19 protein-coding genes and 1 pseudogene are annotated in these 25071 nt (G+C 68.7%); 12 read left to right on the top strand and 8 right to left on the bottom strand.

The genetic code is table 11. The annotated features are described in order from the left end of the window. Nucleotides 1-26 precede the first annotated feature (26 nt). Together IEZ13_RS38155 and IEZ13_RS38150 are read left to right on the top strand one after the other, a co-directional pair. Nucleotides 27-1280: an ABC transporter substrate-binding protein gene (locus IEZ13_RS38155; protein WP_183226308.1), complete on the top strand. Its 1254-nt coding sequence runs from the start codon at nt 27-29 to the stop codon at nt 1278-1280. Then, nucleotides 1277-4342, top strand: a complete 3066-nt coding sequence (locus IEZ13_RS38150) for an alpha-L-rhamnosidase (RefSeq protein WP_183226309.1) — start codon at nt 1277-1279, stop codon at nt 4340-4342. Before IEZ13_RS38155 ends, IEZ13_RS38150 begins: the two co-directional genes overlap by 4 nt. A gap of 60 nt (nt 4343-4402) precedes the next feature. On the opposite strand, the gene IEZ13_RS38145 is transcribed toward IEZ13_RS38150, so the two are convergent. Continuing rightward, a complete protein-coding gene (locus IEZ13_RS38145) occupies nt 4403-5047 on the bottom strand; it encodes an O-methyltransferase (RefSeq protein WP_183226310.1) in 645 nt (214 codons plus the stop codon). 79 nt (nt 5048-5126) lie between these two features. On the opposite strand from IEZ13_RS38145, the gene IEZ13_RS38140 reads away from it, so the two are divergent. After that, complete coding sequence (locus IEZ13_RS38140; RefSeq protein WP_183226311.1) at nt 5127-5660, top strand: ArsR/SmtB family transcription factor; 534 nt, start codon at nt 5127-5129, stop codon at nt 5658-5660. Nucleotides 5661-5682: 22 nt separating this feature from the next. Here the strand turns inward: IEZ13_RS38140 and IEZ13_RS38135 are convergent, their stop codons facing one another. Beyond that, nucleotides 5683-7323 carry a glycoside hydrolase family 9 protein gene (locus tag IEZ13_RS38135; RefSeq protein WP_183226312.1) on the bottom strand — a complete coding sequence of 547 codons (1641 nt, stop codon included), beginning with the start codon at nt 7321-7323 and terminating at the stop codon, nt 5683-5685. A gap of 324 nt (nt 7324-7647) precedes the next feature. Between IEZ13_RS38135 and IEZ13_RS38130 the strand changes: the two genes are divergently transcribed. Beyond that, nucleotides 7648-8085, top strand: a complete 438-nt coding sequence (locus IEZ13_RS38130; RefSeq protein WP_183226313.1) for a DUF6209 family protein — start codon at nt 7648-7650, stop codon at nt 8083-8085. A 3-nt stretch (nt 8086-8088) separates the two neighbouring features. Here the strand turns inward: IEZ13_RS38130 and IEZ13_RS38125 are convergent, their stop codons facing one another. After that, nucleotides 8089-8583 carry a nuclear transport factor 2 family protein gene (locus IEZ13_RS38125; protein WP_183226314.1) on the bottom strand — a complete coding sequence of 165 codons (495 nt, stop codon included), beginning with the start codon at nt 8581-8583 and terminating at the stop codon, nt 8089-8091. A gap of 82 nt (nt 8584-8665) precedes the next feature. Here IEZ13_RS38125 and IEZ13_RS38120 point away from each other — a divergent pair, with 82 nt between their 5' ends. Then, nucleotides 8666-9547 (top strand): LysR family transcriptional regulator, encoded by an 882-nt coding sequence (locus IEZ13_RS38120; RefSeq protein WP_229795540.1) that lies wholly within the window; start codon nt 8666-8668, stop codon nt 9545-9547. A gap of 13 nt (nt 9548-9560) precedes the next feature. Here the strand turns inward: IEZ13_RS38120 and IEZ13_RS38115 are convergent, their stop codons facing one another. Beyond that, nucleotides 9561-10679: a serine hydrolase domain-containing protein gene (locus IEZ13_RS38115; protein WP_183226316.1), complete on the bottom strand. Its 1119-nt coding sequence runs from the start codon at nt 10677-10679 to the stop codon at nt 9561-9563. A gap of 188 nt (nt 10680-10867) precedes the next feature. After that, nucleotides 10868-12904, bottom strand: coding sequence for an alpha-L-rhamnosidase-related protein (locus IEZ13_RS38110; RefSeq protein ID WP_183226317.1), 2037 nt, complete (start codon nt 12902-12904; stop codon nt 10868-10870). A gap of 125 nt (nt 12905-13029) precedes the next feature. Between IEZ13_RS38110 and IEZ13_RS38105 the strand changes: the two are divergent. The 5 genes and pseudogenes from IEZ13_RS38105 to IEZ13_RS38085 all read left to right on the top strand — a co-directional run. Further along, a pseudogene (locus tag IEZ13_RS38105) lies at nt 13030-13536 on the top strand (dienelactone hydrolase family protein); the annotation flags it as partial. Nucleotides 13537-14023: 487 nt separating this feature from the next. Beyond that, on the top strand, nt 14024-14851 hold the full coding sequence (locus tag IEZ13_RS38100) for a hypothetical protein (RefSeq protein WP_229795536.1): 828 nt from the start codon (nt 14024-14026) through the stop codon (nt 14849-14851). Further along, complete coding sequence (locus tag IEZ13_RS38095; protein ID WP_183226319.1) at nt 14848-15603, top strand: MBL fold metallo-hydrolase; 756 nt, start codon at nt 14848-14850, stop codon at nt 15601-15603. The genes IEZ13_RS38100 and IEZ13_RS38095 overlap by 4 nt, the downstream gene beginning before the upstream one ends. Before the next feature lie 65 nt (nt 15604-15668). Then, nucleotides 15669-16328 (top strand): nitroreductase, encoded by a 660-nt coding sequence (locus tag IEZ13_RS38090; protein WP_229795551.1) that lies wholly within the window; start codon nt 15669-15671, stop codon nt 16326-16328. Between the two features lie 288 nt (nt 16329-16616). Then, entirely contained in the window at nt 16617-18677 is a 2061-nt protein-coding gene (locus IEZ13_RS38085; RefSeq protein WP_183226321.1) for a cellulase family glycosylhydrolase, read from the top strand. A gap of 69 nt (nt 18678-18746) precedes the next feature. Here the strand turns inward: IEZ13_RS38085 and IEZ13_RS38080 are convergent, their stop codons facing one another. Next, on the bottom strand, nt 18747-20408 hold the full coding sequence (locus IEZ13_RS38080) for an extracellular solute-binding protein (protein ID WP_183226322.1): 1662 nt from the start codon (nt 20406-20408) through the stop codon (nt 18747-18749). A gap of 156 nt (nt 20409-20564) precedes the next feature. Here IEZ13_RS38080 and IEZ13_RS38075 point away from each other — a divergent pair, with 156 nt between their 5' ends. Together IEZ13_RS38075 and IEZ13_RS38070 are read left to right on the top strand one after the other, a co-directional pair. After that, nucleotides 20565-22049 (top strand): glycoside hydrolase family 43 protein, encoded by a 1485-nt coding sequence (locus IEZ13_RS38075; protein WP_183226323.1) that lies wholly within the window; start codon nt 20565-20567, stop codon nt 22047-22049. A 10-nt stretch (nt 22050-22059) separates the two neighbouring features. Further along, nucleotides 22060-23079, top strand: coding sequence for a LacI family DNA-binding transcriptional regulator (locus IEZ13_RS38070; RefSeq protein WP_183226324.1), 1020 nt, complete (start codon nt 22060-22062; stop codon nt 23077-23079). A 336-nt stretch (nt 23080-23415) separates the two neighbouring features. On the opposite strand, the gene IEZ13_RS38065 is transcribed toward IEZ13_RS38070, so the two are convergent. Both IEZ13_RS38065 and IEZ13_RS38060 read right to left on the bottom strand, forming a co-directional pair. Then, nucleotides 23416-24165 carry a hypothetical protein gene (locus tag IEZ13_RS38065; RefSeq protein ID WP_183226325.1) on the bottom strand — a complete coding sequence of 250 codons (750 nt, stop codon included), beginning with the start codon at nt 24163-24165 and terminating at the stop codon, nt 23416-23418. Between the two features lie 47 nt (nt 24166-24212). Then, nucleotides 24213-25064 carry a hypothetical protein gene (locus tag IEZ13_RS38060; RefSeq protein ID WP_203834055.1) on the bottom strand — a complete coding sequence of 284 codons (852 nt, stop codon included), beginning with the start codon at nt 25062-25064 and terminating at the stop codon, nt 24213-24215. Nucleotides 25065-25071 lie beyond the last annotated feature (7 nt).

Below are 25071 nucleotides of genomic sequence, written 5' to 3'. Positions count from 1 at the left end.
ACGGCCTCTCCCATCAGGAGAAGATCATGAGAAAAGCCCTCGCCGCGGTCGCGGCAGCGTCCCTGCTCGCCGCCTGCTCCAGCGGCACCGACTCCCACTCCGGCAGCTCCGGCGACAATCAAACCCTGACCATCGCCTCGATCGACCAGGGCTCCATCGAGAAGGTCGTCGACGCGTTCAAGGCCGCCAACCCCGGCGTCACCGTCAACCTCACCACCAGCGGCGCCGACCAGTACCAGCAGCAGATCCGCACCCAGTTGTCCTCCGGCACCGCCCCCGACGTGATGACCGTGTGGCCCGGCAACGGCAACCCCGGCGCCACCTACGTCCTCGCCAAGCCCGGCTACCTGCTCGACCTGTCCGACCAGCCGTGGGCCGCGAAACTGCCGGACGCGTTCCAGAAGGTCGCCCAGTACGAGGGCAAGACCTACAACGCGGTCTTCGGGCTCAACGGCATCGGCGCCGTCTACAACGACCAGGCCATGACCGAGGCCGGCCTGACCGCGCCCGGCACCTGGACCGACCTGCTCGCCTTCTGCAAGGCCGCCGCAGGCAAGGGCACCCCCGCCTTCGCCCTCGGCATCCAGGACAACTGGGTCACCCAGATCGCCCTGTACGCCCTGGTCGCCACCACCGTCTACAGCGGCGACCGGGACTTCGACACCAGGATGGCCGCCGGGCAGGCCACCTTCGCCGGCTCGCAGTGGACCACCGCGATGGCCAAGTACCAGGAGATGGACGCCGCCGGCTGCTTCCAGAAGGACCCGCTCGGCACCGGCTACGAGGCCAGCCAGACCCTCGCCGCCACCGGGAAGACCCTCGGCATCATCCAGGGCAACTGGATCATCGGGCTGCTCAAGCAGAAGAACCCGTCCGGCACGTTCACCATGAAGGCGCTGCCGGCCACCGACGACACGGCGTCGTTCATCATGCCCGCCGCGGCCGGCGCCGGCTACGGCGTCAACGCCAAGGCCGAGAACAGGGAGCTCGCCCTCGAGTTCATCACGTTCGTGATGAGCCCTGCGGGCATGAAGACGTTCAACGAGGCACAGGGCAGCCTGCCGACACTGCCGGGCGCCGGAACGACCGTCGACCCCGGACTCGCCGAACTCACCACCTTCGTCGAGGGCAACCGGACCGTGCCTTTCATGGACCAGCTCTGGCCCAACGCGAAGGTGCAGCAGACCATGCTCAGTGGCCTCCAGGAGGTCTTCAGTGACCAGACCGGCGCGGACCAGGTCCTCAAGGACATGGACACCGACTACAAGGCCGGCTCATGAAACGGCGTACCGCACTCGGACTGTCCCTCGCCGTACCCTCCGCGCCGTTGCTGGCCGGTAGCCCCGGCGTGCGTGTGGTCGGATTACGCGTCGACGGCCGCGACGACCAGCCGCTCGGCCTCGACAGCCCGAATCCGGTGCTCAGCTGGCGGTTCGCCGAGACGTCGTCGGCGGCCGCGGACCGGCAGACCGCGTACCAGATCCGGGTCTTCGGCCCGGGGCTGCTCTGGGACTCCGGCAGGGTCAGCTCGGCGGTCCAGTCCGGTGTCCGCTACGACGGCCCGCCGCTGCGGTCACGGCAGCGGCTGAGCTGGCAGGTCCGGGCCTGGGACGCCGACCGGCACGCCACCGACTGGAGCCGGGCGTCGACCTGGGAGACCGGCCTGCTGCGCCAGGAGGACTGGGGCGACGCCCGCTGGATCGAATACCCCGGTCGCGCCGAGACCCAGCCGATGCCGATCTTCGCCCGGCAGTTCACCGCCGACCCGCGCCGCAGAATCGTCCGGGCGCGGCTCTACCTGTCCGGCGTCGGCATGCACCTCGCAGGAGTCAACGGCCGGGCCCTGTCGGACGAGGTGCTCGCGCCCGGCTACTCGAACTACCAGCTCTCCAGCGAGTACCGGGTCTACGACATCACCGATCAACTGCACAAAGGCGCCAACACCATGGGGGTGCGGCTGGGCAGCGGCCCCGCCTACGTCCGGCGCGGCGTCACCAACCCGGCGGTCGGGCGGACCGCCCCGTACTCGTGGTGGCAGAGCCAGCTCAAGGGCAACGGAACGCTCGCCGGTGGCGCCGACGCCGGCGCCACCACGGTCACGGTGAGCAGCGTGACCGGCTACCACGTCGGCGGCACGATCAACGTCGACACCGGTGACGGCGGCGACAACCTCGAATCCCGGGTCATCACGGCGATCGGCGCGGACAGCATCACCTTCACACCCGCCCTGTCGAAGCCGCACCCCGCCGGCGCCACGGTCACCGGCTCCGGCAACAACATCGCGGCCAGCGATCCCAGCGCCGGAGCGGCCGTCACCCCGCGCTTCATCGCCCGGATCGAGATCACGTACGCCCATGGTCCGGAAACGGTGATCGTCTCGGACCGCGAGTGGCGCACCGCGCTGGGCCCGCTGATCACCGACGCCTGGTACTCCGGATCCGACTTCGACGCCCGCCGCGAGCAGCCAGGCTGGGACCGGCCCAGGTCCGACCTGTCGGGCACCGCCCTGCGGCGGGACGGCACGCCCACCGGGTGGATCGCCGCCGGGATCGCGCCGCCGCCGAACCTCGCCACCCGGCTCGTCGCGCGCACCGCGCCGCCGATCACGATCGCCGACTCGTTCACGCCCGTCTCGGTGACGAATCCGGTCCCTGGCACGTGGGTGTTCGACTTCGGTCAGAACATCGTCGGGTTTCCGCTGCTGCGTCTGTCCGAAGGCCTACCGGCGGGCACCACGGTCCGGGTCTCACCGGCCGAGTCCCTCGCGGCCGACGGCACGGTCGACCAGGCATCGCTGCGGGGCGGTGGCGGCAGTCGGGGTGTGGACCTGTTCAACACCTACACCACGGCCGGGCTGCGCGGCGGCGAGACGTGGCGGCCGGACTTCAACTACTTCGGCATGCAATGGGTGCAGGTCACCGGCCTGCCTCTCGACTACGTGCCGACCGAGGAGACGATCACCGGGCTGCGGGTGCAGGCGGAGACACCCCTCGCCGGGGCGGTGACCACGTCGAACGCGCGGGTCAACCGGATCCACAGGATGGCCTGGTACTCGTTCGCCGGCAACATCATGAGCGTCTTCACCGACTGCCCGGGACGCGAGAAACTGTCCTACCCGGCTGACTACACGATGCCGATGGGCTCGATCCACCGCAACTTCGACCTCTCCGCCTACCTGCGCACCCACCAGCGGCACCTGGTCGAAGGACAATCACTCGCGGACACGCCGATGCGCGGCAACGTGGCCCTCAAGACGCCGGTCTACGACTGGGGCTACACCGGACGGTTCGGCGACGAGATCAACTGGGGTGACGCGATCATCCTGGTGCCGGGCTTCCTGCACCGGCTCTACGGCGACGTTTCCACTGCCGGGCGGCACTACCCGCGGATGGTGGCGTTCGCCGACTACATCGCCCGGCAAAAGGCGGTCGGCAACATCGTCGACGCGGCGCTGGCCGACTGGGTGTCGGCCGAACCGGTCTCCGGGAGGATCACCGGAACCTGGGGCTACTACCTCATGATCAAGGAGCTGGCGTCGCTGGCGGGGCTGACCGGCCACACCGATGACGCGGCCTCCTATGCGGCGCTCGCGGCCGACATCAGGACGGCGTTCAACAACGCCTTCTGGGACCCGGCCAGGCGGCTCTTCGCGGACAACGGCGCTGTCTCCCAGTCGGCGCAGGCCCTCGCGCTCGACGCCGGGCTCGTGCCCGACGACGAACGGCAGGCCGTCCTCGACGGCCTGGTGGCAATGATCTACGCGTTCCATCCGAACGGCGACGGCCCGCACTTCAGCGGCGGCACCATCGGCATGGCGCCGACCGTGCGGGCGCTGTCCGCGGGTGGCCGCGACGACGTGCTCTGGGATCTGATCCACTCCGATGAGCAGCCCAGCTACGGCTACTTCATGGAGCCCACCGTCGCCAACCCGGGCGGCATGACGACCATGGGGGAGCGGTGGAACCGTGGCGACTCCAAGAACCACATGATCCTCGCCCAGATCGAGGAGTGGTTCCACGCCGGCCTCGCCGGTATTCGGGCCGCTGAAGGCGCTGTCGCCTACCGGGACCTGGTCATCCAGCCGAAGGTGGTCGGTGACCTGACGTTCGTGAAGGGGCACTACACCACGCCGCAGGGCACCGTCCGCTCGGAGTGGAAACGGGACGGTGCCCGGCTGCGGTTGACCGTCACCGTACCGCCGAACACCACCGCGACGGTCCACGTTCCCACCCTCGGCGGCCGGGTGACCGGCACACCGCGCCGCGCGACGTTCCTGCGCGACGAGGACGGTTACGCCGTCTACCGGGTGCCGTCCGGCACCTGCACCTTCAGCACCAGGTGATCGACCGGCCCGGCCTCAGCCCCCTGGCTCGCGCCCCTGATGCCGGCCAGCCGAATGCCTTCACCGTTTCCGGACCAGGGTGACGCCGTCGCGGACGGGCAGCATCACCGAGTCGACGCGGGTGTCGTCCAGGATCGCGTCGTTGAGCTGCTTGACGGTCAGGTGCGCGGGCCGGAGGGGATCGAGGACGTGGCCGCCCTGCAGGGTGTTGTCGAGGATCAGCAGTCCGCCGGGGCGCAGGCGGGGGATCAGCGCTTCGTAGTAGGTGGGGTAGCCGGTCTTGTCCGCGTCGATGAACGCGAGGTCGATGACGGGATCGGCGGGCAGTGCCTGGAGGGTCTGCTCGGCCGGGGCGATGCGTAGGTCGATGCGCTGGTCGACGCCGGCCCGTCGCCAGTACTCGCGGGCGAGCGTGGTCCATTCCTCGGACACATCACAGGCGAGCAGCCGGCCGTGCGGGGGCAGCCCGCGGGCGATGCAGATCGCCGAGTAGCCGGTGAAGACGCCCACCTCGACGGCGTAGGTGGCCCCGGTGAGCTGGGTCAGCATGGTCAGCAACCGGCCTTCGTCGTGGGACACCTGCATGCCCGCGGCGTCCGGGAACCGGGCGGCGGTTTCGGCGCTGAGGTCGCGCAGGACGTCGTCGGGGGCGGTGCAGTGTGCGTACAGGTAGGCCGCGATGGCCGGCTCGATCATGTCGGTCATGACCGAAGCATCCAATAATCTCGACGCTTGGACAAGGCCGTAGCTTGAAAAAGCGGCGAGAATCCTCGACAGTTGTCCGATGCGAGACGACCGTGACCATGTGGTGCTGAGCGAACCCGACCAGTTCAAAGCACTCGGTCATCCCCTGCGTCATCGGGTGGTTCTGGCGCTGCGACAGCGACCGGCGACCCTGGGACAACTCGCGACGGCGTTGGCGGTGACCAAGGGAACCGTTGCCTACCACGTCAAGGTCCTCGAACAAGCCGGGTTCGTGCGAGTGGCGCACATCCGGCGGGTGCGCGGCGGCGTCGAGCAGTACTACGAACCCACCAGCGAACGGCTGCGCATCGGAACCGACGCGCCGGTCGGTGGCGATTTCCTGGTCAGGGCCGCCCTCGGCGAGATGCTTCCGGCCGACGAGGCCGCCCCCGACGTCACCATCCTGCGTCATGTGCGCCTCACGGTCGCGCAAGCCCGGGCTCTCGCCGCCGGCATGGAGCAGTTCGCGCACAGTGAGCAGGTGCCCGACGAGCAGGGCGGCCGGCCCTACGGGCTGCTGCTCAGCCTGTACCGTGCCGACATCCCAGACCTGCCCGACGATCCCGCCGATTAGCGGTCCAGCCCGTCCGGCGTCATCATCCGAGTTCGGCGGCGAAGGCGGCGATCCAGGCCAGTGGCGCGTTCCAGTTGATCGTCAGTTCGTTCGTCGACCAGGAATGGATGTCGTCGATGTAGCAGAACTGGCCCACCCGGCCGGTCAGCCGGGCCTGCGCCACCTCGTCCTGCAACCCTGAATTCGGGCCGCCGGCGAGGGTTCCCTTCGGCGGGTGCGGCAGGCTGGGATCGAGCTGGTGGGCGTACCAGCGGCTGTGCTGGTTCTGCGCGAAGTCGGTGCCGTAGCCGGTCACGTAGGACAGGTTCAGCGCGTTACGGCCGAGGATGTAGTCCAGGCCCTCCAGGACGCCGTCCCGGTAACGGGTCTCGCCGGTCAGATCGTGGGCCACGGCCAGCACCATCAGGTTGTTGAGCACCATGCTGTTGGAGCCCCACTCCCACCGGTTGCCCGGTGGGGCGTAGGCGATCGCGTACGGATGGGCCTGCTGGAGCGTGAGGTACCTGTCGGCGCCGGCCAGGACCGAGGCGCGTACCTCGGCGAGGCCGGGCAGTTCGCTGGGAGTCAGGGCCAGGCTGAGGCGGGCGGCGGCCGCGGTGGCCGCCCAGTCGAAGGCGTAGGGGCCGAAGACGTCCTCGGTGTGCAGCGGGGAGGTCAGCACCGCCTCGGCGTACCGGTGCTCGCCGGTGGTCAGGAAGAGCTCGGCCGCCGCCCAGTAGAACTCGTCGCGTACGTCGTCGTCGTTGTAGGGGCCGCCGCCGACGGTGTCCTCGACCGGCGCGTACCGGATCGGATTGGTTTCGGCCGCCGTGTGGGCGGCGCGCGCGGCAGCCAGCAGGCGTTCCGCGTAGTCGGCGTCGTACTTGCGGAAGATCCGTGCCCCCTGAGCCGCGACGGCGGCCAGGTTCAATGTGGCCGCGGTGGATATCGGGCGTAGTTCGCGTGGTTGCGCGTTGAGATGTGGCAGGGTCGGCAGGCCGGTCCACTCGCGGTCGTGCATCTTGTGGTGGACCAGGCCGCTGGGCGCCTGCATGCGCAGCAGGAAGTCCAGCTCCCAGCGCACCTCGTTGAGCAGGTCGGGAAGTCCGTTGCCGCTTTCCGGCAGGTCGAGGGTCAGTGCGTCGAGGCCGCCTCGGTGCTCGAAGGCGTGCAGCAACTGCCACACCGTGATGCCGCCGTTGACCACGTACTTGCCCTGGTCGCCGGCGTCGTACCAGCCGCCGCGCACGTCCAGGCGGTAGTCGCCGGCGTCCGGGGCGCAGGGGACGTCGCGGTCGCCGAGGTGCCCGGCCGGGCGGCCGTAGCCGGGTCGCAGGTCGTCGCGGATCTCGATGCCGCTGCGCTGGCAGTAGAAGAATCTCAGCGCGTCGGCGCGCAGCGTGTCGTAGAGGCCCGGGGCGATGGTGAACGGCCGGCTGGTCGCGCCGTCGGCGGTCAGTGTGAAGCCGGCTCCGGTCTGCCGGTGCGCTCCGAAGTCGATGGTGTGCACGTTCTGCTGGGAGGAGATGTCGATGCCGCGCGGGTCGGTGGTCCCGGTCGCGACGACCCGGCCCGCGCTGTCGGCGAGTTCCCAGGGCAGGGGGCCGGTGGCGTCGGTGACCAGCGTTGCCCGCTTCGGCCCGGACGGAAGGTGACCCACCTGGTTGACCGCGACGCTCGACATGCTTGGGAACGCTCCCAGTCGGTGGGCCCGCTGTCAACGCTTGACGTAGGCCGCGGAGGCGCGGCTGACGTTGATTGCCGGCGTGAAAATTCTTGCATCCGCCTTGGGTCGCTGGTCGGCAGTGACGAGGCGCACGTTGTTCATGAATATATCGTTTTGAACGCGCGTGACCTCCGTCGAATCGCTTCCGTTCATCACCTCAAGACCGTTGATGGCTACCGGAGGTGATGATCGGCGTTGACTGTTTCTGCAAGAACTTGCAGGCTCTGTTCTGGTGCCGCGGTGAGCGCGGCACACTCCACAGCGACCTGCGAAGGAAAAGCGATGCATACCCGGATCCTCGCGCTCAGCCTGGTGATCCTGCCCGCCCTGGCGGCGCCGGCCGAAGCCGCGACCATCGCCGGCGCCACCCCCGTGCTGCACTTCGTGGCCGACGGGACCGAGTGGACCGAGGGAGCCCTGGAAGCCGGCCGGCCCGTCCTGGTCGACTACGACCTGGCGAGACTCTCCCGGTGCCGCAGCCAGTACGCCGGCGGCGACGCCTGGAGCATCGGTGTCCACTATCGCGTCGACGGGGGCCCGATCCAGCGGCAGGCGGTCACCCGCCTCGACGAGACCCGCCACAACGTCAAGGCGCCGGCCAGTATCGACCTGCCGATCGGTGGCAAGGACCTGGAGCTGTGGTTCCAGGCCGGCGACCGGGTCGGCTGCACGGAGTACGACTCCCAGTACGGCGCCAATTACCACTACACCATTTCGTAAGGGTCATCCGCCGAAGATGGCGGCCGGATCGCCGGTGTACCAGACGTTCTCGATGACCATCCGCCGCACGACCCATCGTCGCCGGTCCCGTACGAGGTCGACGTCGTACCGGTTCTTGAGCAGCGCGTGTACGGAGTGGTCGGCGGTGAGAAGGTGCTGGGCCTCGACGAGCGCCGTCGACGAGGCGCTGTCGCCGCCGACATGGACCCGTGGGTTCGTGACGACGTGTGTGGTGTCCACCCGGCCGGCGAAGTTGGTGAGGATGGTGTCGACGATGGTGTCGCGGCCGACCATCACCGGGATGTCCGCGCCCCACCGCCTCGCGGCCGGTCGGAAGTCCAGTTCTGCGGACTCGGCGAACGCGGAGGCGAAGAGGTCGCGGTCAGCGAGGTCCTGCCCGAGGCCGAAACGGTAGAGGGCGTCGACGATCTCGATCCGGTCCCGCAGGCCGGCATCGGTCTCGCCCGCGGACAGGGCACGGTCTTCTGTGACGTACATGGTCTCCACGATCGCGAGTCGACGAGCTCGTAACAACGCCGACCCATGCAACGATCGTGAAGCGGAGCTTCACGATCGAGGGGTGGGAACCGTGGAACGGCACGAGATCGAGGTCTTCCTGGCCCTGGCCGAGGAGTTGCATTTCGGCCAGGCCGGGCGTCGGCTCGGCGTCACGACGACGCGGGTCAGCCAGGTCGTGCGGGTGCTCGAACGGCGCGTCGGCGTGCTGCTGTTCGACCGCACCAGCCGCCGGGTGACGCTCACGCCGACCGGCCGTCAGCTCTATGAAGACCTCAAGCCGGCGTACGACCGGGTCCTCGACGCAGTCGCCCGAGCCGTCGCGCACGGCCGCGGGCTCACCGGCACGCTGCGGGTCGGCTACGTCGGCGCGGCCGCGGGCCAGCTCGTCATGAAGGCGGCCATCCGGTTCCGGCGTGGACACCCGGACTGCGCGGTCGAGGCCCGGGAGGTGCAATCCGGCGGCGCCGTCGAGCGCCTGCACGCGGACCGGATCGACGTGCTCGTCGGCTGTCTCCCGCTGGACGAGCCGGGGCTCACCGTCGGCCCCGTTCTGCTGACCGAGCAACGGATGCTCGCCGTCCCGGCCGGCCACCCGTTCGCGCGGGCGGCGGCCTTGTCGATCAACGATCTCGCCCGCGTCCAACTTGTCACGGCCCCGTGCTCACTTCCCACGGGGTCCGCCGGTGACGCTCCTGCCGCCGAGACGTTCCAGGAGGTGTTGACGCTCGTCGGCGCGGGCCGAGGGGTGTTCGTCGTCGGCGAGCACGTCATCCGCTTCTACGCCCGTCCCGACGTGGTCTACGTACCGCTGCGGGACGCGCCGCCGCTGTGCTGGGGTCCGGTGTGGCCCACCGGGCGGGAGACGGCGAGGGTCCGGGCCTTCGTGGCCGCCATGGACCTGCGGCAGGACGACCCGGCCACCGTCCTGGTGGCCGGGTCGTGACGGCCTACGATCCTCAGGCCGTCGGCTCGGGCCGGCCGGTGCAGAACACCGCCTGGATCAGGCCGCCCAGCGCCTTGGGGAACACCTCCGCCGGGTCGAGGTCCCCGGTGGTCAGCGAGGCGGTCAGGGTCTTACGGCCGTCCGGTGTGCTGATCATCAGGGCCCCGTAGCCGCCGGGGGCGCCGCCGTTGTGGTGAACGATGGTGCCGTTGCCCGGGCCCAGATCCTGCACCCACAACCCCAGACCGAGATTCAATTTTCCGTACGGCGTGAGCATCTCGGCCAGCAGCGGAGCCGGCAGCAGCGTGCCGCCCAGCAGCGCGGAGATGAAGGTGCTGAGGTCGCCGGCGGTCGTGATCAGGTCACCGGCGCCGGCCAGCAGGGACGGGTTCTGGCGGCTGACGTCGACCACCTTCCACTCGTCGCCGTCCTGGTAGCGGTAGTAGCCGTGGGCGTGCGCCCCGGGCAGATCCGGGGAGGTGGACGACACCACGGTGTCGCTCATTCCGAGCGGTCCGAGGATCCGCTGCTGCGCCTCCTCGGCGTACGAGCGCCCGGTGACCTTCTCGATTAGCAGCAGGGCCAACGTGTAGTTGGTGTTGGCGTAGCTCTGGTCGGTGCCCGGCTCGAACCGCGCCGGCTGGGCCAGCGCGAACCGCACCAGTTCCACGGGCCGGTAGGTGTGGAACCGGTTGTCCACCCAGTCCTTGCCTCCGGAGGGCAGCCCCATTTGGAACGTTCCGTCGGCGTCGGGCTCGCCGGTGTAGTTGTACAGCCCACTGGTGTGCCGCAGCAGCATCCGGACGGTGATCCGCTCGTCCAGCCCGAGTTCGGGAAGGTGGCCGGCCACCGCGTCGTCCAGTCCGAGCCTGCCCTCGGCCACCAGCTGGAGCACCAGGGTCGCGGTGAACGTTTTGATCACGCTGCCCGCCCAGACCTGTCCATCGGCCGGCGGCCCGGCGGTCCCGCCCAGCTCGCTCACTCCGGCGCGGCCGACCCAGTCGCCCTGATCGTCGTGGATGCGCATCTCCGCACTGCCGATGCCGGCGTCCACGAAGGTCTCCAAAATCCGCTGCAGTTCCGGACGCTCCTGGCCGGCGGTGATCGGGGCAGCGGTGTCGAAACTCTGCATCGTGCTCTCCTCAGGTCGATCCCCGCTGGCGGGGGCGCATGTCGTGGATGTCGTCGTTGAGCCGTTCACGAGAACCACGATCGCCTGCCCCTCTGACACCGGACGGTCATCGCTCTGACACGGCCTCTGACATGACGCCGCCGATCCCGGCATCTCCGGAATCGGCGGCGCACCCACACAGCGGGGCGTTACGGAGCCGAGGTGAATTCGGAGGTCCCGGCGCCCACGGCGTAGACGTCGTAGAGCCCGTCGCGGCGAACCAGCGTCGCGCCGGACGTCACAGCGGTGCTTGTCGCCGACGCCGAGGCCAGCGGAACCCAGACCTGACCGCTGGTGCCCGCGGCCGCGGTGACCTGGAGACGGAACTGGCCGGCGTTGTCCCGGGCCCATTTGACGACCAGCGACCCGCCGGTCGTCGGGACGCCGCCCTGCGCCCAGGTGAGGTTCCCGGCCTGGGGCTTGACCTGCCAGGTCGTGTAACCGGGGTGCACCGCGGTCGCGCCGAGGACGCTCTCGGTCAGCAGTTGGGTGGGGCCGGCTCCCCAGGCGTGGGCGAGGCTGTCGAAGCCACGCGACGGCAGCCCGTTGGCGTTCACGAACTCCCAGAACGTACCGGTGTAGTAGCCGCTGTTCGGGTCGACCTGGATGCCCCAGTGACGGCGCATCAGGTCGAGGGCGCCGGTCGTGTCGCCGCTGGCGAACCGTGCCATGACCTCCCAGGTGTTGTTGAGCGGCTCGATGGTGTGGCCGTACGGGTCGGCCATGCTCGGCGCGGGCTGCGAGATCTGGCTGCCGTGTGCCTGCCACCGGGCCTTGAAGTAGCTCAGGATGCCCGGCACCCGGTCCGCGGGCGCCACGCCGAGGCGGATCGCGTTCATGTTGGCGTCCAGCGGGAACACGTTCGGCCGGCTGTTGGTGTGCTGGTAGAGCCCCGCCGCGGTGTTGAACAGGCGGCTGTTGATCGCGGTCTTGAGGGCGGTGGCCTTGTTGGTGTACTCGGTGACCCGGGCGGCGGTCCCGACCCGCTGTTCCATCCAGATCATGTTCTGCAGCAGCTCGTAGTAGGCGAGGCTGTACTCGGTGACCTCGCCGCTCTGGCGGGTCTGCCAGTAGTCGTTGTCGTCGGTGACGACCAGGCCGTTGGCGTTGACTCTCGTGGCGTGATAGGCCGTCGCGGCTTCCAGCTTGCCGCGCAGACCGGTGATGAACGCGGTGTCGTTGGTGTAGCGGTAGTACTGGATCGCGATGATCGCCGAGTACGCCGAATACGTCACCGCGTAGTCGAAGGCGCCACAGCCACGGAACCCGACGGCGCTGGTGAGCCGGCCGTTGGCGGCCTGGAGGTTGAAAATGCTGTTGATCGAGCCTTTGACGTACGCGGTGCTGTTCGAGCCGAGCGAGAGCTGAGCGACCGGGTTGGTGATCATGAGGTCGCCGGACCAGATGGCCCGGTCGCGTTTGGCGCCGTCGAAGATGACCGGCACGGTGAAGCAGGAGGCGACGCCGGCGGGCACCATGTCCATCTGGGTGGTGTAGGCGCCGGCGTACCACATGCGGTTGAGCTGATCGTCGCTCGAGACGAAGTACCCCTGGTACCGGTCGGCGGTGGCCCGGTACGCCTTGAAGTTCACGCCGGCGCCGGTCAGCGTGACACTGCCCGGCGTGGTCAGCTGGATCGCGGCGAACCGGAACCCGCCACGCAACGCGCCGGTGTAGGTGCGTGCGCCGTTGACGGCGAAGGTGACCGGGGAGCCGTTGTCGCTGTTGTAGACGCCGTTGCTGCCGGCGGTCAGGAACGGCAGCGCCTCACTGGTCGCCACGCGCAGGGTGACCGACGAGCCGGCGGTCGCCCGCCACGCCGAGACGTTCGTGAACGGGGTGCCGCCGACCTCCTTGCCGAAGTCCAGCACGATCGTCGCGGGGGAGTTTGCCGAGGTGGTGGTCAGCACCGTCGAGCCGGTTCCCTGAGCGGTCAGCCCGGCGGCGTTGGTGACCGTGCCGCTGGTGCGCGTCACGCCGGTGGCGCGGACGTTGTCGCTGGCCGGAGCCGGTACCAGGGCCTGCCAGTTCGGGTTGTCCGGCCAGGTCGGCGGGGCGGCGGCGGCCGGGCCGGACAGGGTTGTCGCCGCTATCAGGCAGGCGGCGAAGGCGGCCGGCATTCGCCAGGCCGGATGTCCGGGGCGTCGTCGTGGCCGCTGTTCGGGTCTGTCAACCGAGTCGTACATCGGGTTCTCCTCAGGCGATGGGTTGTAACGTTTCATTTCTAGGCCGAGCTGAGCGGTTGTGATGGCGATGTGCCACGGCTGGTGTTCGAGTGAAGAGTTTGAGGTCATGAGAAACCCCCACCAGCCGCGGCACCCAGCTACTGGCGGCGCTGGACCATCTCACCCGCAGCAGCACGGTGCGCACCCGGGTCGACGCCGGCCGGCTCGGCGTGATCGGGCATTCGATGGGCGGCGGCGGTGCCCTCGACGCGGCCCTGCGCCGCCCGGCTCTGCAGGCCGCGATCGGCAACGCGCCACACCTGCCGTCGGGCAGCCTGGCCGGCGATCGGGTCCCGACGCTCATCTACGCCATGCAGAACGACACCCTCGTGACACCGGCCCGTCTGACCAGTCTGTACAACACCATCCCGGCGACCACCGAACGCGCCTACCTCGAAGTCACCGGGGCGGGCCACAACTACATCGGGCAGCCCAGCACCGTCCTGGCCCGCACCATGATCCCCTGGCTGAAGATCTTCATCGACGATGACGCCCGCTACAGCCAGTTCCTCTGCCCCCTGTCCAACCGGGCCGGCATCTCGCAGTACCGCAGCAGTTGCCCGCTGATCTCGACCACGGCGATGGTGTCATGAGGACGCCGACGTCGTAGACGAACAGTTGGGCCGGCCGGCACTCCGTACGCCGGGAATGATCTTTCGGCGGAGCCGGTTCGGCCGCCCCCTTCGAGGGGCTTGACCTGTTGGTTTCCGAGGCCGTTCTGACGGGATGACCGAACTCCTCTGCATGCGATTCGGCCCCTGTACACGGGCCCTGACAGTCAGCCCTAGTTTGGGTTTGAGGCATGTATCGAGTTGGCTGTCTGATACCGCCACCCGGTGCCTCGTGGCAGGTGCACCGGTCGAAAGCTGAGCGGTCGCTGAGCGTTCCTCAGCGTCGTCCAAGCTGGGATGCGGAGACTGCGACCATGGTGATCGAGCCTTGAGAGTCGATGGATCGGTCCGGCTTATCGCGCTCGTCTGGCAAGCCGTATACGTTGTGGTTCATCTGTGGTGGGCGATCGGCGGCGCGCCGCGTTTCCTCAACGGTCGGGAGTCGTACTTTCCGGGCGGATGGGTTCCGGTGGCACTCGGTGTCCTCGCGACGGTTGGATGTCTCGCCGCCGCGGCTACCGCCCGCCGAGAGGCAGGCGACACGCGCCGCCATGTGCTTGCAGGGATCACCGCCCTTGCCGGCGTCGCCCTGTGCGTCTACTCGTTCCTGTTGCCGATAATGCTGGTGGCGCTGCTGTTCGAGGGCGCCAGGTCCGGCATTGTCGCCAGTCTGCTGGCTACCGGTGGTGGCGCCGTCGCCGGGGTTCTCTGCCTGCGCGTCGCCGTGGATGAGCGGCGGCTGGCTGTACGTCCCTGCGAGTCGTGCGGGCGGGTGCACGGCAGGTCACCGGACAGCCGGGCGGAGCGGGCGCCCGGCTGGGCCTTCGCCGGTGCGTATGTCGCCGTCGCCGGGTTCGGGGCTCGGATCAGTGTGTGGCTGGCCGATACGTTCGCCGGGCGGTGGCAGTCCGAGGTGAGCCGGGCGAATGTGTCGTGGAGCGCGATGGTGGTCTTCCTGGTGCTGATGAGTCTGGCCGGCACGGTGCTGCCGTTGGCGCTGGCGCACCGCTGGGGTCGGCTGTGGCCGGCCTGGGTGGTACCGCTGCGGGGACGGGCCGTGCCGCGTTGGCTGGTACTCGGCCCGGGGCTGTTCGTCGGGGCGGGCCTGACCGCATACTTCGGTATCGCCGGAAATACCGCCTGGATCCGCGGGGACTTCGGCGGCCCGTTCCTGCCGTTGTTCCTGGAGATGGCCGGCTACACACTGTGGGGAATCGGCCTGCTGGTGGCATGCGCATCGTACGCCGCGCTGACCCGACCGCCGTGCCGGCAACTGATCCGGAAGCAGGCCCGATGACCTCCTCCCTGCCAGTGGCGCCGGACTGGTTCCGCTTCACCGTCGTGGACGAGCGAACCACGCTCATCGACGAACCCCACGTCCGCGGACTGTTGCGCGCGAACCTCTGGCATCGTCGCGGCCGCGACCGCGACATACTCGTCGACTGCGGCCTGGGCGTCACAGCGCTGGCGCCATTGCTCACCGAGCGCTTCGGGCGCGAGCCCGTCCTGGTTCTCACCCACGCCCACCTCGACCACATGGGATCTGCGCACGAGTTCGGTCAGGTGTGGGCCCACCCGCTCGAACCCGTCAATGACCCCATCCCGGGCTCGCTGTACGGGCCGGCACTGGCCGCTCAGATGGGTTTGGTCGACCCTCTGCCGCCGGTGCTGCTGACTGCCCGGCCGCACGGCGACTACGACCTCGACACCTACCGGGTAAGACCGGTGACACCTACCCGTTCACTGGCTGACGGCGACCTGCTCGACCTGGGTGGCCACACCCTGACGGTCCTGCACCTACCCGGTCACAGCCCTGGCAGCATCGCACTGTTCGACGACAGCGACGGCACGCTGTTCAGCGGAGACGTGGTCTACGACGACGTCTTGCTCGACTGTCTACCCGGCAGCGACAGGCGCCGGTATGTCCACTCCCTCCGCCGGCTGCGTGCCCTACCTGTACGCCTCGTTCGTCCCGGGCACGACCACAGTTTCGACCGGGAACGCCTGGACCACCTCATAGACGACTACCTCCGTTCCGCACCCTGCTGATCCCGCCCCGGAGATCCGGGCAGAGGGACTGTGCCGTTGAGTGGAAGGACGAACAGACGTTGGATGTGTACGAAGCTGTGGACAGTCGCCGCGCCGTGCGGGCGTTCAGCAACGAGCCGGTACCGAAGGAGGTGCTCGAACGAGTACTGGCCGCAGCGACGCGAGCTCCGTCGAGTGCGAACCTCCAGCCCTGGCATGTGTACGTCGTGACCGGCGAGCCGTTGGCCGAGCTGAAGCAACGCGCGACGGCCAGGGCATTGGCGGGAGACGGAGGTGACGAGCGGCAGTATCCGATGTACCCGGCCGACCTCATTGCGCCGTACCGGGACCGCGCTTTCGCCGCGGCTTCCCAGCGGTACGCGGCGCTGGGAATCGAGCGAGACGATCCCGACCGGCCCATGAAGATCGCCGCCTTGAACACGGACGCGTTCGGGGCACCAGTCGTCCTGTTCTGCTACCTCGACCAGATGATGGGTCCCGGTCAGTGGGGCGACGCGGGCATGTACCTGCAGACGGTCATGCTGCTACTGCGGGCGGAAGGGCTGCACAGCTGTCCACAGGTGATGTGGACGATGTATCGCAAGACCGTGAGCCAGATTGTCGGGGCCGGTGACCGTCTCATACTGTTCTGCGGTATCTCGGTGGGATTCGAGAACAAAGAGGTGCCGCGCCTACGCACAGGGCGTGCGGATATGGCGGAAACCGTGAACTTCATCGGATGTTGACAAGTGCGCTCACGACCGTGTCGGCAGACCGGCTACGGAGCAAATCGACCGTAGTGCACACGAGTTCAGGCCAGCGGAGGGTTCACACTTTCATTGACCATCTTGGATGTTGCTTGTAGGGTGCCGAGGCAGAAACTTTCGTAGTTCACCGCGAAAGTATCCCGCCCGGAGACGTGTCCCTGCTGCTTCTCCCGAAGGCCTCGCGTTCAGCTCACCACCGCATCTGCACCGTTCTTGAGGCACTTCCTCCGGCCGGCCGAAGAACCACGACAAGAGGAAGAAGCCTCAATGGACGTGTGGAGTGCACGAAGAACGCGATCGCGCGCGGGTCTTGTCGCCGTCCTCGCGGCCGCCCTGCTGGTCGCGGGCGTGACGACGGCGACCAGTGCGCAGGCGGCCACCGGCTGCCGGGTGATGTATGCGGTCTCGGCGCAATGGTCCGGCGGGTTCACCGCCGACGTGCGGGTGACCAACCTGGGTGACCCGATCGCCGGCTGGAATCTGGGCTGGACGTTCGCCTCCGGGCAGCGGGTGACCCAGGCCTGGAACGCGACAGTCAGTGCCGCCGGCAACCGGGTGACCGCGACCAACGCGGCCTGGAACGGGAGTGTCGCCACCGGCGCGACCGTCTCGTTCGGATTCAACGGGTCCTGGACCGGCGGCAATCCGGTGCCGGAGTCGTTCGACCTCAACGGCGTCGCCTGCACCGGCAGTGTGGGCGGGTCGCCGAGCCCGTCGACGTCGGCGTCGCCGCGCCCGGCCGATCCCCAGGCCACGGTGGCCGCGATGCAGCCGGGCTGGAACCTCGGCAACACCCTCGACGCGATCCCCGACGAGACCGCCTGGGGCAACCCGCTCACCACCCAGGCACTGCTGCGGCACGTCAAGGCGCAGGGCTACAACAGCATCCGGATCCCGGTCACCTGGAGCAACCACCACGGCGGCGCCCCGGACTACACCATCGACGCCGCCTGGCTGAGCCGGGTGCGGCAGATCGTCGACTGGTCCCTTGCCGAAGGGCTCTACGTGATGATCAATCTGCATCACGACTCGTGGCAGTGGATCAACACGTATCCGTCCGACCGTACTGTCGTGTTGAATCGCTACACCCGGCTGTGGACGCAGATCAGCGCGGCGTTCCGCGACCACTCCGGCAAGCTGGTGTTCGAGAGCATCAACGAGCCGCAGTTCGCCGGCACTTCCGGCGACGAGCAGAACTACCAGGTGCTGGACGAACTCAACGCCGCCTTCGTCGACCTGGTGCGCGCCTCGGGCGGCGGCAACGCCACCCGGCTGTTGGTGTTGCCGACCCTCTACACCAACGCCGACCAGGGCCGGCTCGACGCGCTGGCCGCGAGCTTCGGCGAACTGGACGACCCGAACCTGGCGGCGACCGTGCATTTCTACGGATACTGGCCGTTCAGCGTGAACATCGCCGGCGGCACCCGCTACGACGCGACCGTCGAGCAGGATCTGATCGGCACGTTCGACCGGGTCAGGACCACGTTCGTGGACCGGGGCATCCCGGTGATCATCGGCGAGTGGGCGCTGCTCAACTGGGATCACAACCGGCCCGGGATCATCGAGCGCGGCGAGTTCCTCAAGTTCCTCGAAGCCGTCGGCTTCCATGCCCGCACCCGGGGACTGACCACGATGCTGTGGGACGCCGGTCAGTTCTTGAACCGCGGCGAACTGCGCTGGCGGGACCAGGGAGTCCACGACATGGTCCGGGCGAGTTGGACCACCCGGTCCGGTACGGCGTCCTCGGATCAGGTGTATCTGCCGCGGGCCAGTGCGATCACCAGCAGGACGCTGACGCTCAACCTGAACGGCCTCACGTTCCAGGGGCTGCGCCAGGGGAGTGCCGATCTGGTCCAGGGCGCCGACTACACCCTGTCCGGGAACACACTGACGCTGACCGCGGCGGCGCTCGCCCGGCTGGCCGGAAACCGCGCCTACGGTGTGAACGCGACTATCGAAGCGCGGTTCTCCGCCGGGGTTCCCTGGCCGATCAGCATCATCACCGCTGACCGTCCGGTGCAGGCCGCCGCCACCGGGACGACCGGCTCCTTCGCCATCCGGACCCAGTTCCGGGGCGATCAGCTGGCCACCATGGAGGCGAGGTACGCCGACGGCAGCAACGCCGGACCCGCGAACTGGACACCGTTCAAGGAGTTCTGGACGCACCTCCAGCCCGACTACACCGCCGGCACGGTCCTTCTCAAGCCGGAGTTCTTCGCCGAGGTGAACGACGGTGCCGTCACGTTGACCTTCCACTTCTGGAGCGGTACGCAGGTCGCCTACCGCATCACGAAGTCCGGTACGACGGTGACCGGGGCTGTCGGCTGACAATCGAGCGCGGCCGCCCCTGACCTTCGTCGTGGCGGCCGCGCTTCACCCGTACCCTATGAATGGGTTTTATCGCCCGGCCTCGGACAACGCCTTCGCCAGCAGGGCACGCGCCTGCTCGCCGCCGTTCTCGCGCCACTCCCGGACGATCGCGTCCACGTCGGAGAGTGGGCGGCGGCCGCGCAGCACATCGGTGAACTTCTCCTCGAACGGCACCGCGCCGGCCTTGTAAGCCGTCGGCATCTCCACCTTCAGCCCCTCCCACGGGTCGCGCTCCAGGTGTCGCACGATGTTGTTGGAGTACGTGAGCGCGTCCCGGACGTAGTTCGGGGTGTCGGGAAACGGGCCGACCGACGGGTTTCGGCCGCTGATGAAGAAGTACTGGTTCACGTTCTCCGTCAGGGCCAGAGGTGTGCGGACCGGCCCGTTCGGTGTAGCGGTGTGGTGCTTGCCCGCGATGCCGTAGTCGCGTAGCCGGGCTTCGGCGGTGCCCAGCGGGGCGGAGCACCAGTTGATGATGCGCAGCAGTTCGTCGATCCGTTCGGGGGCGAGGTCCTTGCGGAGGAAGGTGTAGGAGATCGGCTGGTCGGCGCCCCAGACCAGCGGATCCCCGCCGCCGGCGGCGAAGACCGGCACCGGCTGGAAGTTCAGTTTCGGGTTGATCTTCTGTTGTCGCGCCTGCGCCGCCTGCCAGAATCCGAGACCGGCCTGTGCGAAGACGATGGAGCCCGAGGCGAACAGCTGGTCCTGGTCGGCGCCCTTGCTGGCGGCCAGATCGGGGTGGACCAGCCCGTCGCGGTAGATCTTCGTCATCACCTCGAGGGCCTGCCGGTACTCGGGTGTCTCGTACTTGAACTCCGGTGTCCTGTCCGCGGTCAGGCGCCAGCCGCCCTTGGCGCCGGGCACCCGGTGGTACATCTGCATCATCGCGAAGAGGTCGCTGAACGCCCACACGCCGCGGGCCGGATCGGTGATCTCCTTGGCGAGAACCAGTAGTTCGTCGAGGCCGGCCGGCATGGCGCTGCCGCGTGCGTCCAGCAGATCTTTGCGGGTGAACAGGGCGTAGGGGAACGGTGCGTCGGCGGGGTTGGGGATCGCGAACAGGCGCCCGTTCCAGACCGCGTTGCGCCAGGCGGCGGTGGGGAAGGAGCCGAGCATGGGGTACGAGCGGACCGCCTCGCCCCGCAGCCGGTCGGTGAGGTCGGTGAACAGCAGTTGGGTGGCCTGGGCGAACCGTGGGATCTTCTCGATCTCCCAGCCCGGTACGCACAGCAGTTCGGGCACGTCGCGGGCGCCGAGCATGGCGTTGAGCTTGTCGGCGTAGGTGTTGCCGTCCTGGACCGTGAACTCGACCGGCGTACCGAGTTCGGCGTTGACCGCCTGGAGGTAGGCGCTGCGTCCCGTGCCCGGAGGCGCCGGGCCCCAGACCGGGGTCATCGCGGTGATCGGCCGTCCGCTCGTGCCGGGTTTGCCGGGGACCGCGTCGACCAGGCCGGTGGGGTAGCGGGTGTAGCCGTCGGGCACCGGGCGGGTGCCGAGGATGTCGGGCTTCACGCCGATGGCGAGATCCTGCTGAGCCGGCAGGATCGCGTCGAACGCGTTCAGGTTCTGTGCGGTGCCGGATCCGGCCGGGCTCTTGCTGCACCCGGTGAGCAGGGGGCCGGCGGTGGTGGTGGCCGCGCCGAGGGCCAGCAGTTCGAGGAAGGCCCGTCGTGAGGGTGGGGATGCCATGGGTTCTCCCGTCCAAGCCGGCCCAGCTTCTTGCGCGACACCGGACCCGCCGTGGATAGAAACTTTCGAATGTCTGGCGGAAACGTAGCATGGTCATTGATCGAGATCCATGATTGAATGATCGGAAAGTTTCGCTACCAAGTGGGAGAAGACCGGATGACCTTCACCAACCCGGTGATCGCCGGCATGCATCCGGACCCCAGCGTCTGCCGCGTCGGCGACGACTACTACCTGGCCTGCTCCAGCTTCGAGTACTTCCCCGGCGTACCGATCTTCCACAGCCGCGACCTGGTCAACTGGGAGCAGATCGGCAACGCCCTGGACCGCCCCGGCCAGCTGGCAATGCCGCCGGGCACCCCCTCCTCGGGCGGCGTCTACGCGCCGACGCTGCGCCACCACGACGGACGGTTCTGGCTGATCACCACCAACGTCGCACCCGGCGGCGGCTCCATGATCCTTACCGCGGACGACGCCCGCGGCCCCTGGTCGGATCCGATCCCCGTGCCGGGCATCGGCATCGACCCCGACCTCGCCTGGGACGACGACGGCAACTGCTGGTGCACCTACGCCGGCATCTCCCAGATACGCCTCGACCCCACCAGCGGCCGCACCCTCGACGGCCCGCACCGCCTGTGGTCCGGCGGCCCGCACGCCCAGGCGCCGGAAGCCCCGCACCTCTACCGGATCGGCGACCACTGGTACCTGCTGATCGCCGAAGGCGGAACCGAACGGGGACACGCCGTCTCGATCGCCCGCGCCACCTCACCGAACGGGCCGTTCGAGCCCTGCCCGGCGAACCCGATCCTGACCCATCGGGGCAGCAACCGGCCCATCCAGAACACCGGCCACGCCGACCTCGTACAGGGCCCCGACGGCTCCTGGTGGATGGTCCTGCTCGCGGTGCGGCCCGGCGGCGGCACCCCGGGCTGGCACGTGCTCGGCCGGGAGACCTTCCTGGTGCCCGTGACCTGGACCGACGGATGGCCGGTGCCCGGCGACCTCACGCTTGAGATGACCGCACCCTGGCCAGTGAAGCCACCGGCTCCGCCGCGGGCCCGCGACGACTTCGACGACGCCGAGCTACACCCCCGGTGGATCTCGGTACGATCCCGGCCCGCCGGAAGCTGGTCCACCACCGACCGGCCCGGCTGGCTCGCCCTGCACGCCCGCGGCCCCTCCCTCGACAATCCCGGCGTCACCTTCATCGGCCGGCGCCAGCAACATCCCTCCTGCCGGGTACGGGTCCTGCTCGATCCCGGCGCGGGGCGTGGTGGACTGGCCGTACGCCTCGACGAACGTCACCACTACGAGCTGGAGGCCGGTGACGGCATCGTGCGCGTCACCGCCCGCCTCGGCTCCGTGCTGCACACCGCGACCACCAGGCCGCTGCCCGCCGGACCCGTTCGGTTGCGCATCGACGTCATCGCCGCCGCCGAAGGCCACTGGCACCCCACTCAAGGGCCGGACGAACTGAACCTCGGGATCGAGACCCCGGACGGTACGTTCCAGACGCTGGCCCAGCTCGACGGGCGATATCTGTCGACCGAGGTGGCCGGCGGCTTCACCGGGCGCGTGATCGGCATGTTCGCCACCACGGGTACGGTCCTGTTCGACTGGTTCGACTACGAGCCGATCCGGTGAGGGAGGACCAGTGACCGAACATCCACCGGCCGACACCGTCAAGCCGGTCACGATCTCCTACATCGCGCAGACCGCCGGCGTCTCCATCCCGACCGTCTCCAAGGTCATCAACGGCCGCTCCGGCGTCGCCGCGGAGACCCGGGCCCGCGTCGAAGCCCTGATCAGCCAGTACGGCTACCGCAAGTCCAACCCGGTCCAGCGCACCAACCTCATGGAACTGGTCGTCGACGACCTCGAGCACATGTGGGGCCTCGAGATCATCCGCGGCGTGCAACGCGTCGTCCGCGAGCACCGCGTCGGCCTGGTGCTCACCGAGTTCGGCCCCGACCGCAACACGATCCGCTACTGGATCGACGACACCATCGCCCGCCGGCCCGACTGCATCGTCACGGTCGCCCAGCTCTCCGACAGCGAGCAGAACCAGCTCCGCGCGCGGGGCATCCCGTTCGTCGTCCTGGATCCGGCGAGCGAGTTCCCTGAGGACGTCCCGTTCGTCGGCGCGACCAACTGGGCCGGCGGCCGCTCGGCGACCCGCCACCTGGCCGGGCTCGGGCACCGCGACATCGCCATGATCAGTGGCCCGGGACACCTCTACTGCCAGGCGCGGCTGGATGGGCACCGCTCCGCCCTGCAGGCTGCCGGCCTGCCGATACGCGATCACGACATCATCCGCGCGCCGCTCACCGAGGACGGCGGTCACAGCGCCGCCGTGGAACTCCTGAACCGGCCGCGGCGGCCCACCGCGATCTTCGCGGGCAACGACCTGCAAGCGGTCGGTGTCTACCGGGCGGCACGCGAACGCGGACTGCCTATCCCGGAGGATCTGAGCGTGGTCGGATTCGACGACCTGCCGATCGCCGCGATGATCGCCCCCGGGCTGACCACCGTGCACCAGCCGCTCACCGAGATGGCCATGGCCGCGACCGAGTTGGCCCTCGCGCTCGGCCGCGGCGAACCCGTCTCGCAGACGGGCATCGAACTCGCGACGAAACTCGTCATCCGCGGCAGCACCGCCCCGCCCATCGGGTAGGCGTCACGGCACCATGGCATCACCTGTTACGTGATTTCATGAACGGAGGACTGCCGAAACCAATTTCGGTACGGTCCGCTCATGTCCACCGATGACCAGCCGGATCGCGACGATCGCGCATGGAACACGTAGGCAAGAACAGGATTCCCGACCCGTTGTACGACTCGGTCGCATTCTGGCGGTCGATTGCCGTCCTCTGGCTGCTCTGTATGGCGACAAGTGCTTCAAGGCTTATCTTTCAAGACGGTCAGCAGATATCCGCACTGATATTTCACACTGCCGTGATACTGGCCGCAATCCCATCGATACTCTTCTGTCAATGGAGAGTTGCCTCGATCAAAGAGGTTCGCCGGTTAGAGAAGATCTATGAGATGAACCCGGGATTCCCGCGGCCTGACGAACCAGGTCGTGCTGAGTGACGAGCGCCGGGAACCACGTGTACTCCTCGGCGAAACCCCCCACCGTTCCGCGGCCCTCGTTGGCCATGTCGCTGACGAGCCGCGCCTCGGCAAGGGTATTGAGCAGCCCCCGCTCGTTCGGGAAGACGCCGAACCTGGTGGCGGCCTCCTCGTGCAGGGTGTAGCAGAGCCAGGTGTGGAACCAGCCCTCATCGAACCCGAGCACCTCGAATCCGAGCGCCTGGCCGGCGGGTGGGGGCGCGCCCAGGGCCAGATTCGTCAGGATCGGGTGTGGGTAGTCGCCGATGGACTGCCTCATCAGGGTGAGGAGGCCGTCGGCGTCGGAGGCCGGCACGCTCATCGCCAGCGTGTGCACAGTCCCGAGGGTGACCTCCTCCTCGACCGTACGGTTCGTGATGCGCTTCAGAACGCGCTTGATGATGTGTTCGGGTGCCGGTTCGGGGACGCACCCGGCGGCGTCTCCGGCCGCCGCATCGAGAGCATCGTCGAGCGATCGGTGCCACGGGGGATCCGACATCGACTTCTGATCGTGCGGGTGGCAGTCGGTCAGGCATTCGCTGACGGAGACGACCTCGGCCGGCAGGTGCACGGGCCGATACGAGGCCGGAGGCAGCCAGCGGTGTGCCGCTACGAAAGCGGCGACCACGTACGTCTCATCGTCTGACACGCATGAATGATCCACTACGGGCCGCGCGACGCTCCGCCCAACCCCGTTCAATGCGGGAAGACACGAGGCGGGCGAGTGGTGGTCTGCCTGCGAAAGGCGTCGATTTGTGCTGCCACCTCGTGCATGTCGGCGGTCTGTTCGATGCGATCGAGGTAGAGGCATCGGTTGGCGAGACTGACCAGGTCGACGGTGAAGTAGGCGGCCATCAGTGGGTTGACGAACAGTGTGCTGCCGGCGGTTCGGCGGGTGAATTGGACGTCGCCGAAGGCTCCCCGGGTTGCCGCGGCGATCTGGCCCTGCACGATGCTGGGCCGCATCGGAGTCGCCTGTTGAGCGTCGGCGACGGCGTCGCGGTACAGCGCCGCCTCTCTGCTGGCACTGGGAATGGACAACGCGCCCAGGTAGCCGCCGTCGCGGTCGAGGGCGGCGAGGTTCTCCAGGACCTGGCTGTGGACGACTCCGTGGTAGGCGTCGATGCCGAGGTGGCTGGTCAGATGCCGGTAGGCGGCACGCAACGGTTGTACGCCGGTCCTGGCGAAGGCGTACACCGTCGACGGCAGATCGTGGGCGGCCAGCCAGCGGGCGAGGATCCGTTCCGGGAAGTAGTCCTCCGGGCCATGGGTGGCCGGGGCGACGAGGGCCACATCGGGCGCCGGCCAGGCGTCCAGGTCCAGCGTCTCCAGCGGGGTGAACGACAGGTTCGCGAGATGCACCGCAACGCCGCGGTTCCACAACGTGATGGCCAGCGGCAATGCGGCGTAGACGTCGAACCCGCCTCCGGCGCCGGCCAGCAGAACGCGGCGAGCCCCGTCCAGGGCGGCGAACAACGGCGGCACATCGAGGGAGCTTGAAGTCGCCTGATCCGAAGAACCGGAGGACGAGCCGGGAAATGTGTTCACCTTGACA

The sequence above is a fragment of the Actinoplanes campanulatus genome, assembly GCF_014647795.1.
Taxonomy (GTDB): domain Bacteria; phylum Actinomycetota; class Actinomycetes; order Mycobacteriales; family Micromonosporaceae; genus Actinoplanes; species Actinoplanes campanulatus.
This window is presented reverse-complemented; position numbering and strand designations above follow the sequence as displayed.

What these genes read in the sequence shown, in the direction of transcription:
- IEZ13_RS38155 (WP_183226308.1), top strand. Translation starts at nt 27, where the DNA reads ATGAGAAAAGCCCTCGCCGCGGTCGCGGCAGCGTCCCTGCTCGCCGCC.
- IEZ13_RS38150 (WP_183226309.1), top strand. Translation starts at nt 1,277, where the DNA reads ATGAAACGGCGTACCGCACTCGGACTGTCCCTCGCCGTACCCTCCGCG.
- IEZ13_RS38145 (WP_183226310.1), bottom strand. Translation starts at nt 5,047, where the DNA reads ATGACCGACATGATCGAGCCGGCCATCGCGGCCTACCTGTACGCACAC.
- IEZ13_RS38140 (WP_183226311.1), top strand. Translation starts at nt 5,127, where the DNA reads ATGCGAGACGACCGTGACCATGTGGTGCTGAGCGAACCCGACCAGTTC.
- IEZ13_RS38135 (WP_183226312.1), bottom strand. Translation starts at nt 7,323, where the DNA reads ATGTCGAGCGTCGCGGTCAACCAGGTGGGTCACCTTCCGTCCGGGCCG.
- IEZ13_RS38130 (WP_183226313.1), top strand. Translation starts at nt 7,648, where the DNA reads ATGCATACCCGGATCCTCGCGCTCAGCCTGGTGATCCTGCCCGCCCTG.
- IEZ13_RS38125 (WP_183226314.1), bottom strand. Translation starts at nt 8,583, where the DNA reads ATGTACGTCACAGAAGACCGTGCCCTGTCCGCGGGCGAGACCGATGCC.
- IEZ13_RS38115 (WP_183226316.1), bottom strand. Translation starts at nt 10,679, where the DNA reads ATGCAGAGTTTCGACACCGCTGCCCCGATCACCGCCGGCCAGGAGCGT.
- IEZ13_RS38110 (WP_183226317.1), bottom strand. Translation starts at nt 12,904, where the DNA reads ATGTACGACTCGGTTGACAGACCCGAACAGCGGCCACGACGACGCCCC.
- IEZ13_RS38095 (WP_183226319.1), top strand. Translation starts at nt 14,848, where the DNA reads ATGACCTCCTCCCTGCCAGTGGCGCCGGACTGGTTCCGCTTCACCGTC.
- IEZ13_RS38085 (WP_183226321.1), top strand. Translation starts at nt 16,617, where the DNA reads ATGGACGTGTGGAGTGCACGAAGAACGCGATCGCGCGCGGGTCTTGTC.
- IEZ13_RS38080 (WP_183226322.1), bottom strand. Translation starts at nt 20,408, where the DNA reads ATGGCATCCCCACCCTCACGACGGGCCTTCCTCGAACTGCTGGCCCTC.
- IEZ13_RS38075 (WP_183226323.1), top strand. Translation starts at nt 20,565, where the DNA reads ATGACCTTCACCAACCCGGTGATCGCCGGCATGCATCCGGACCCCAGC.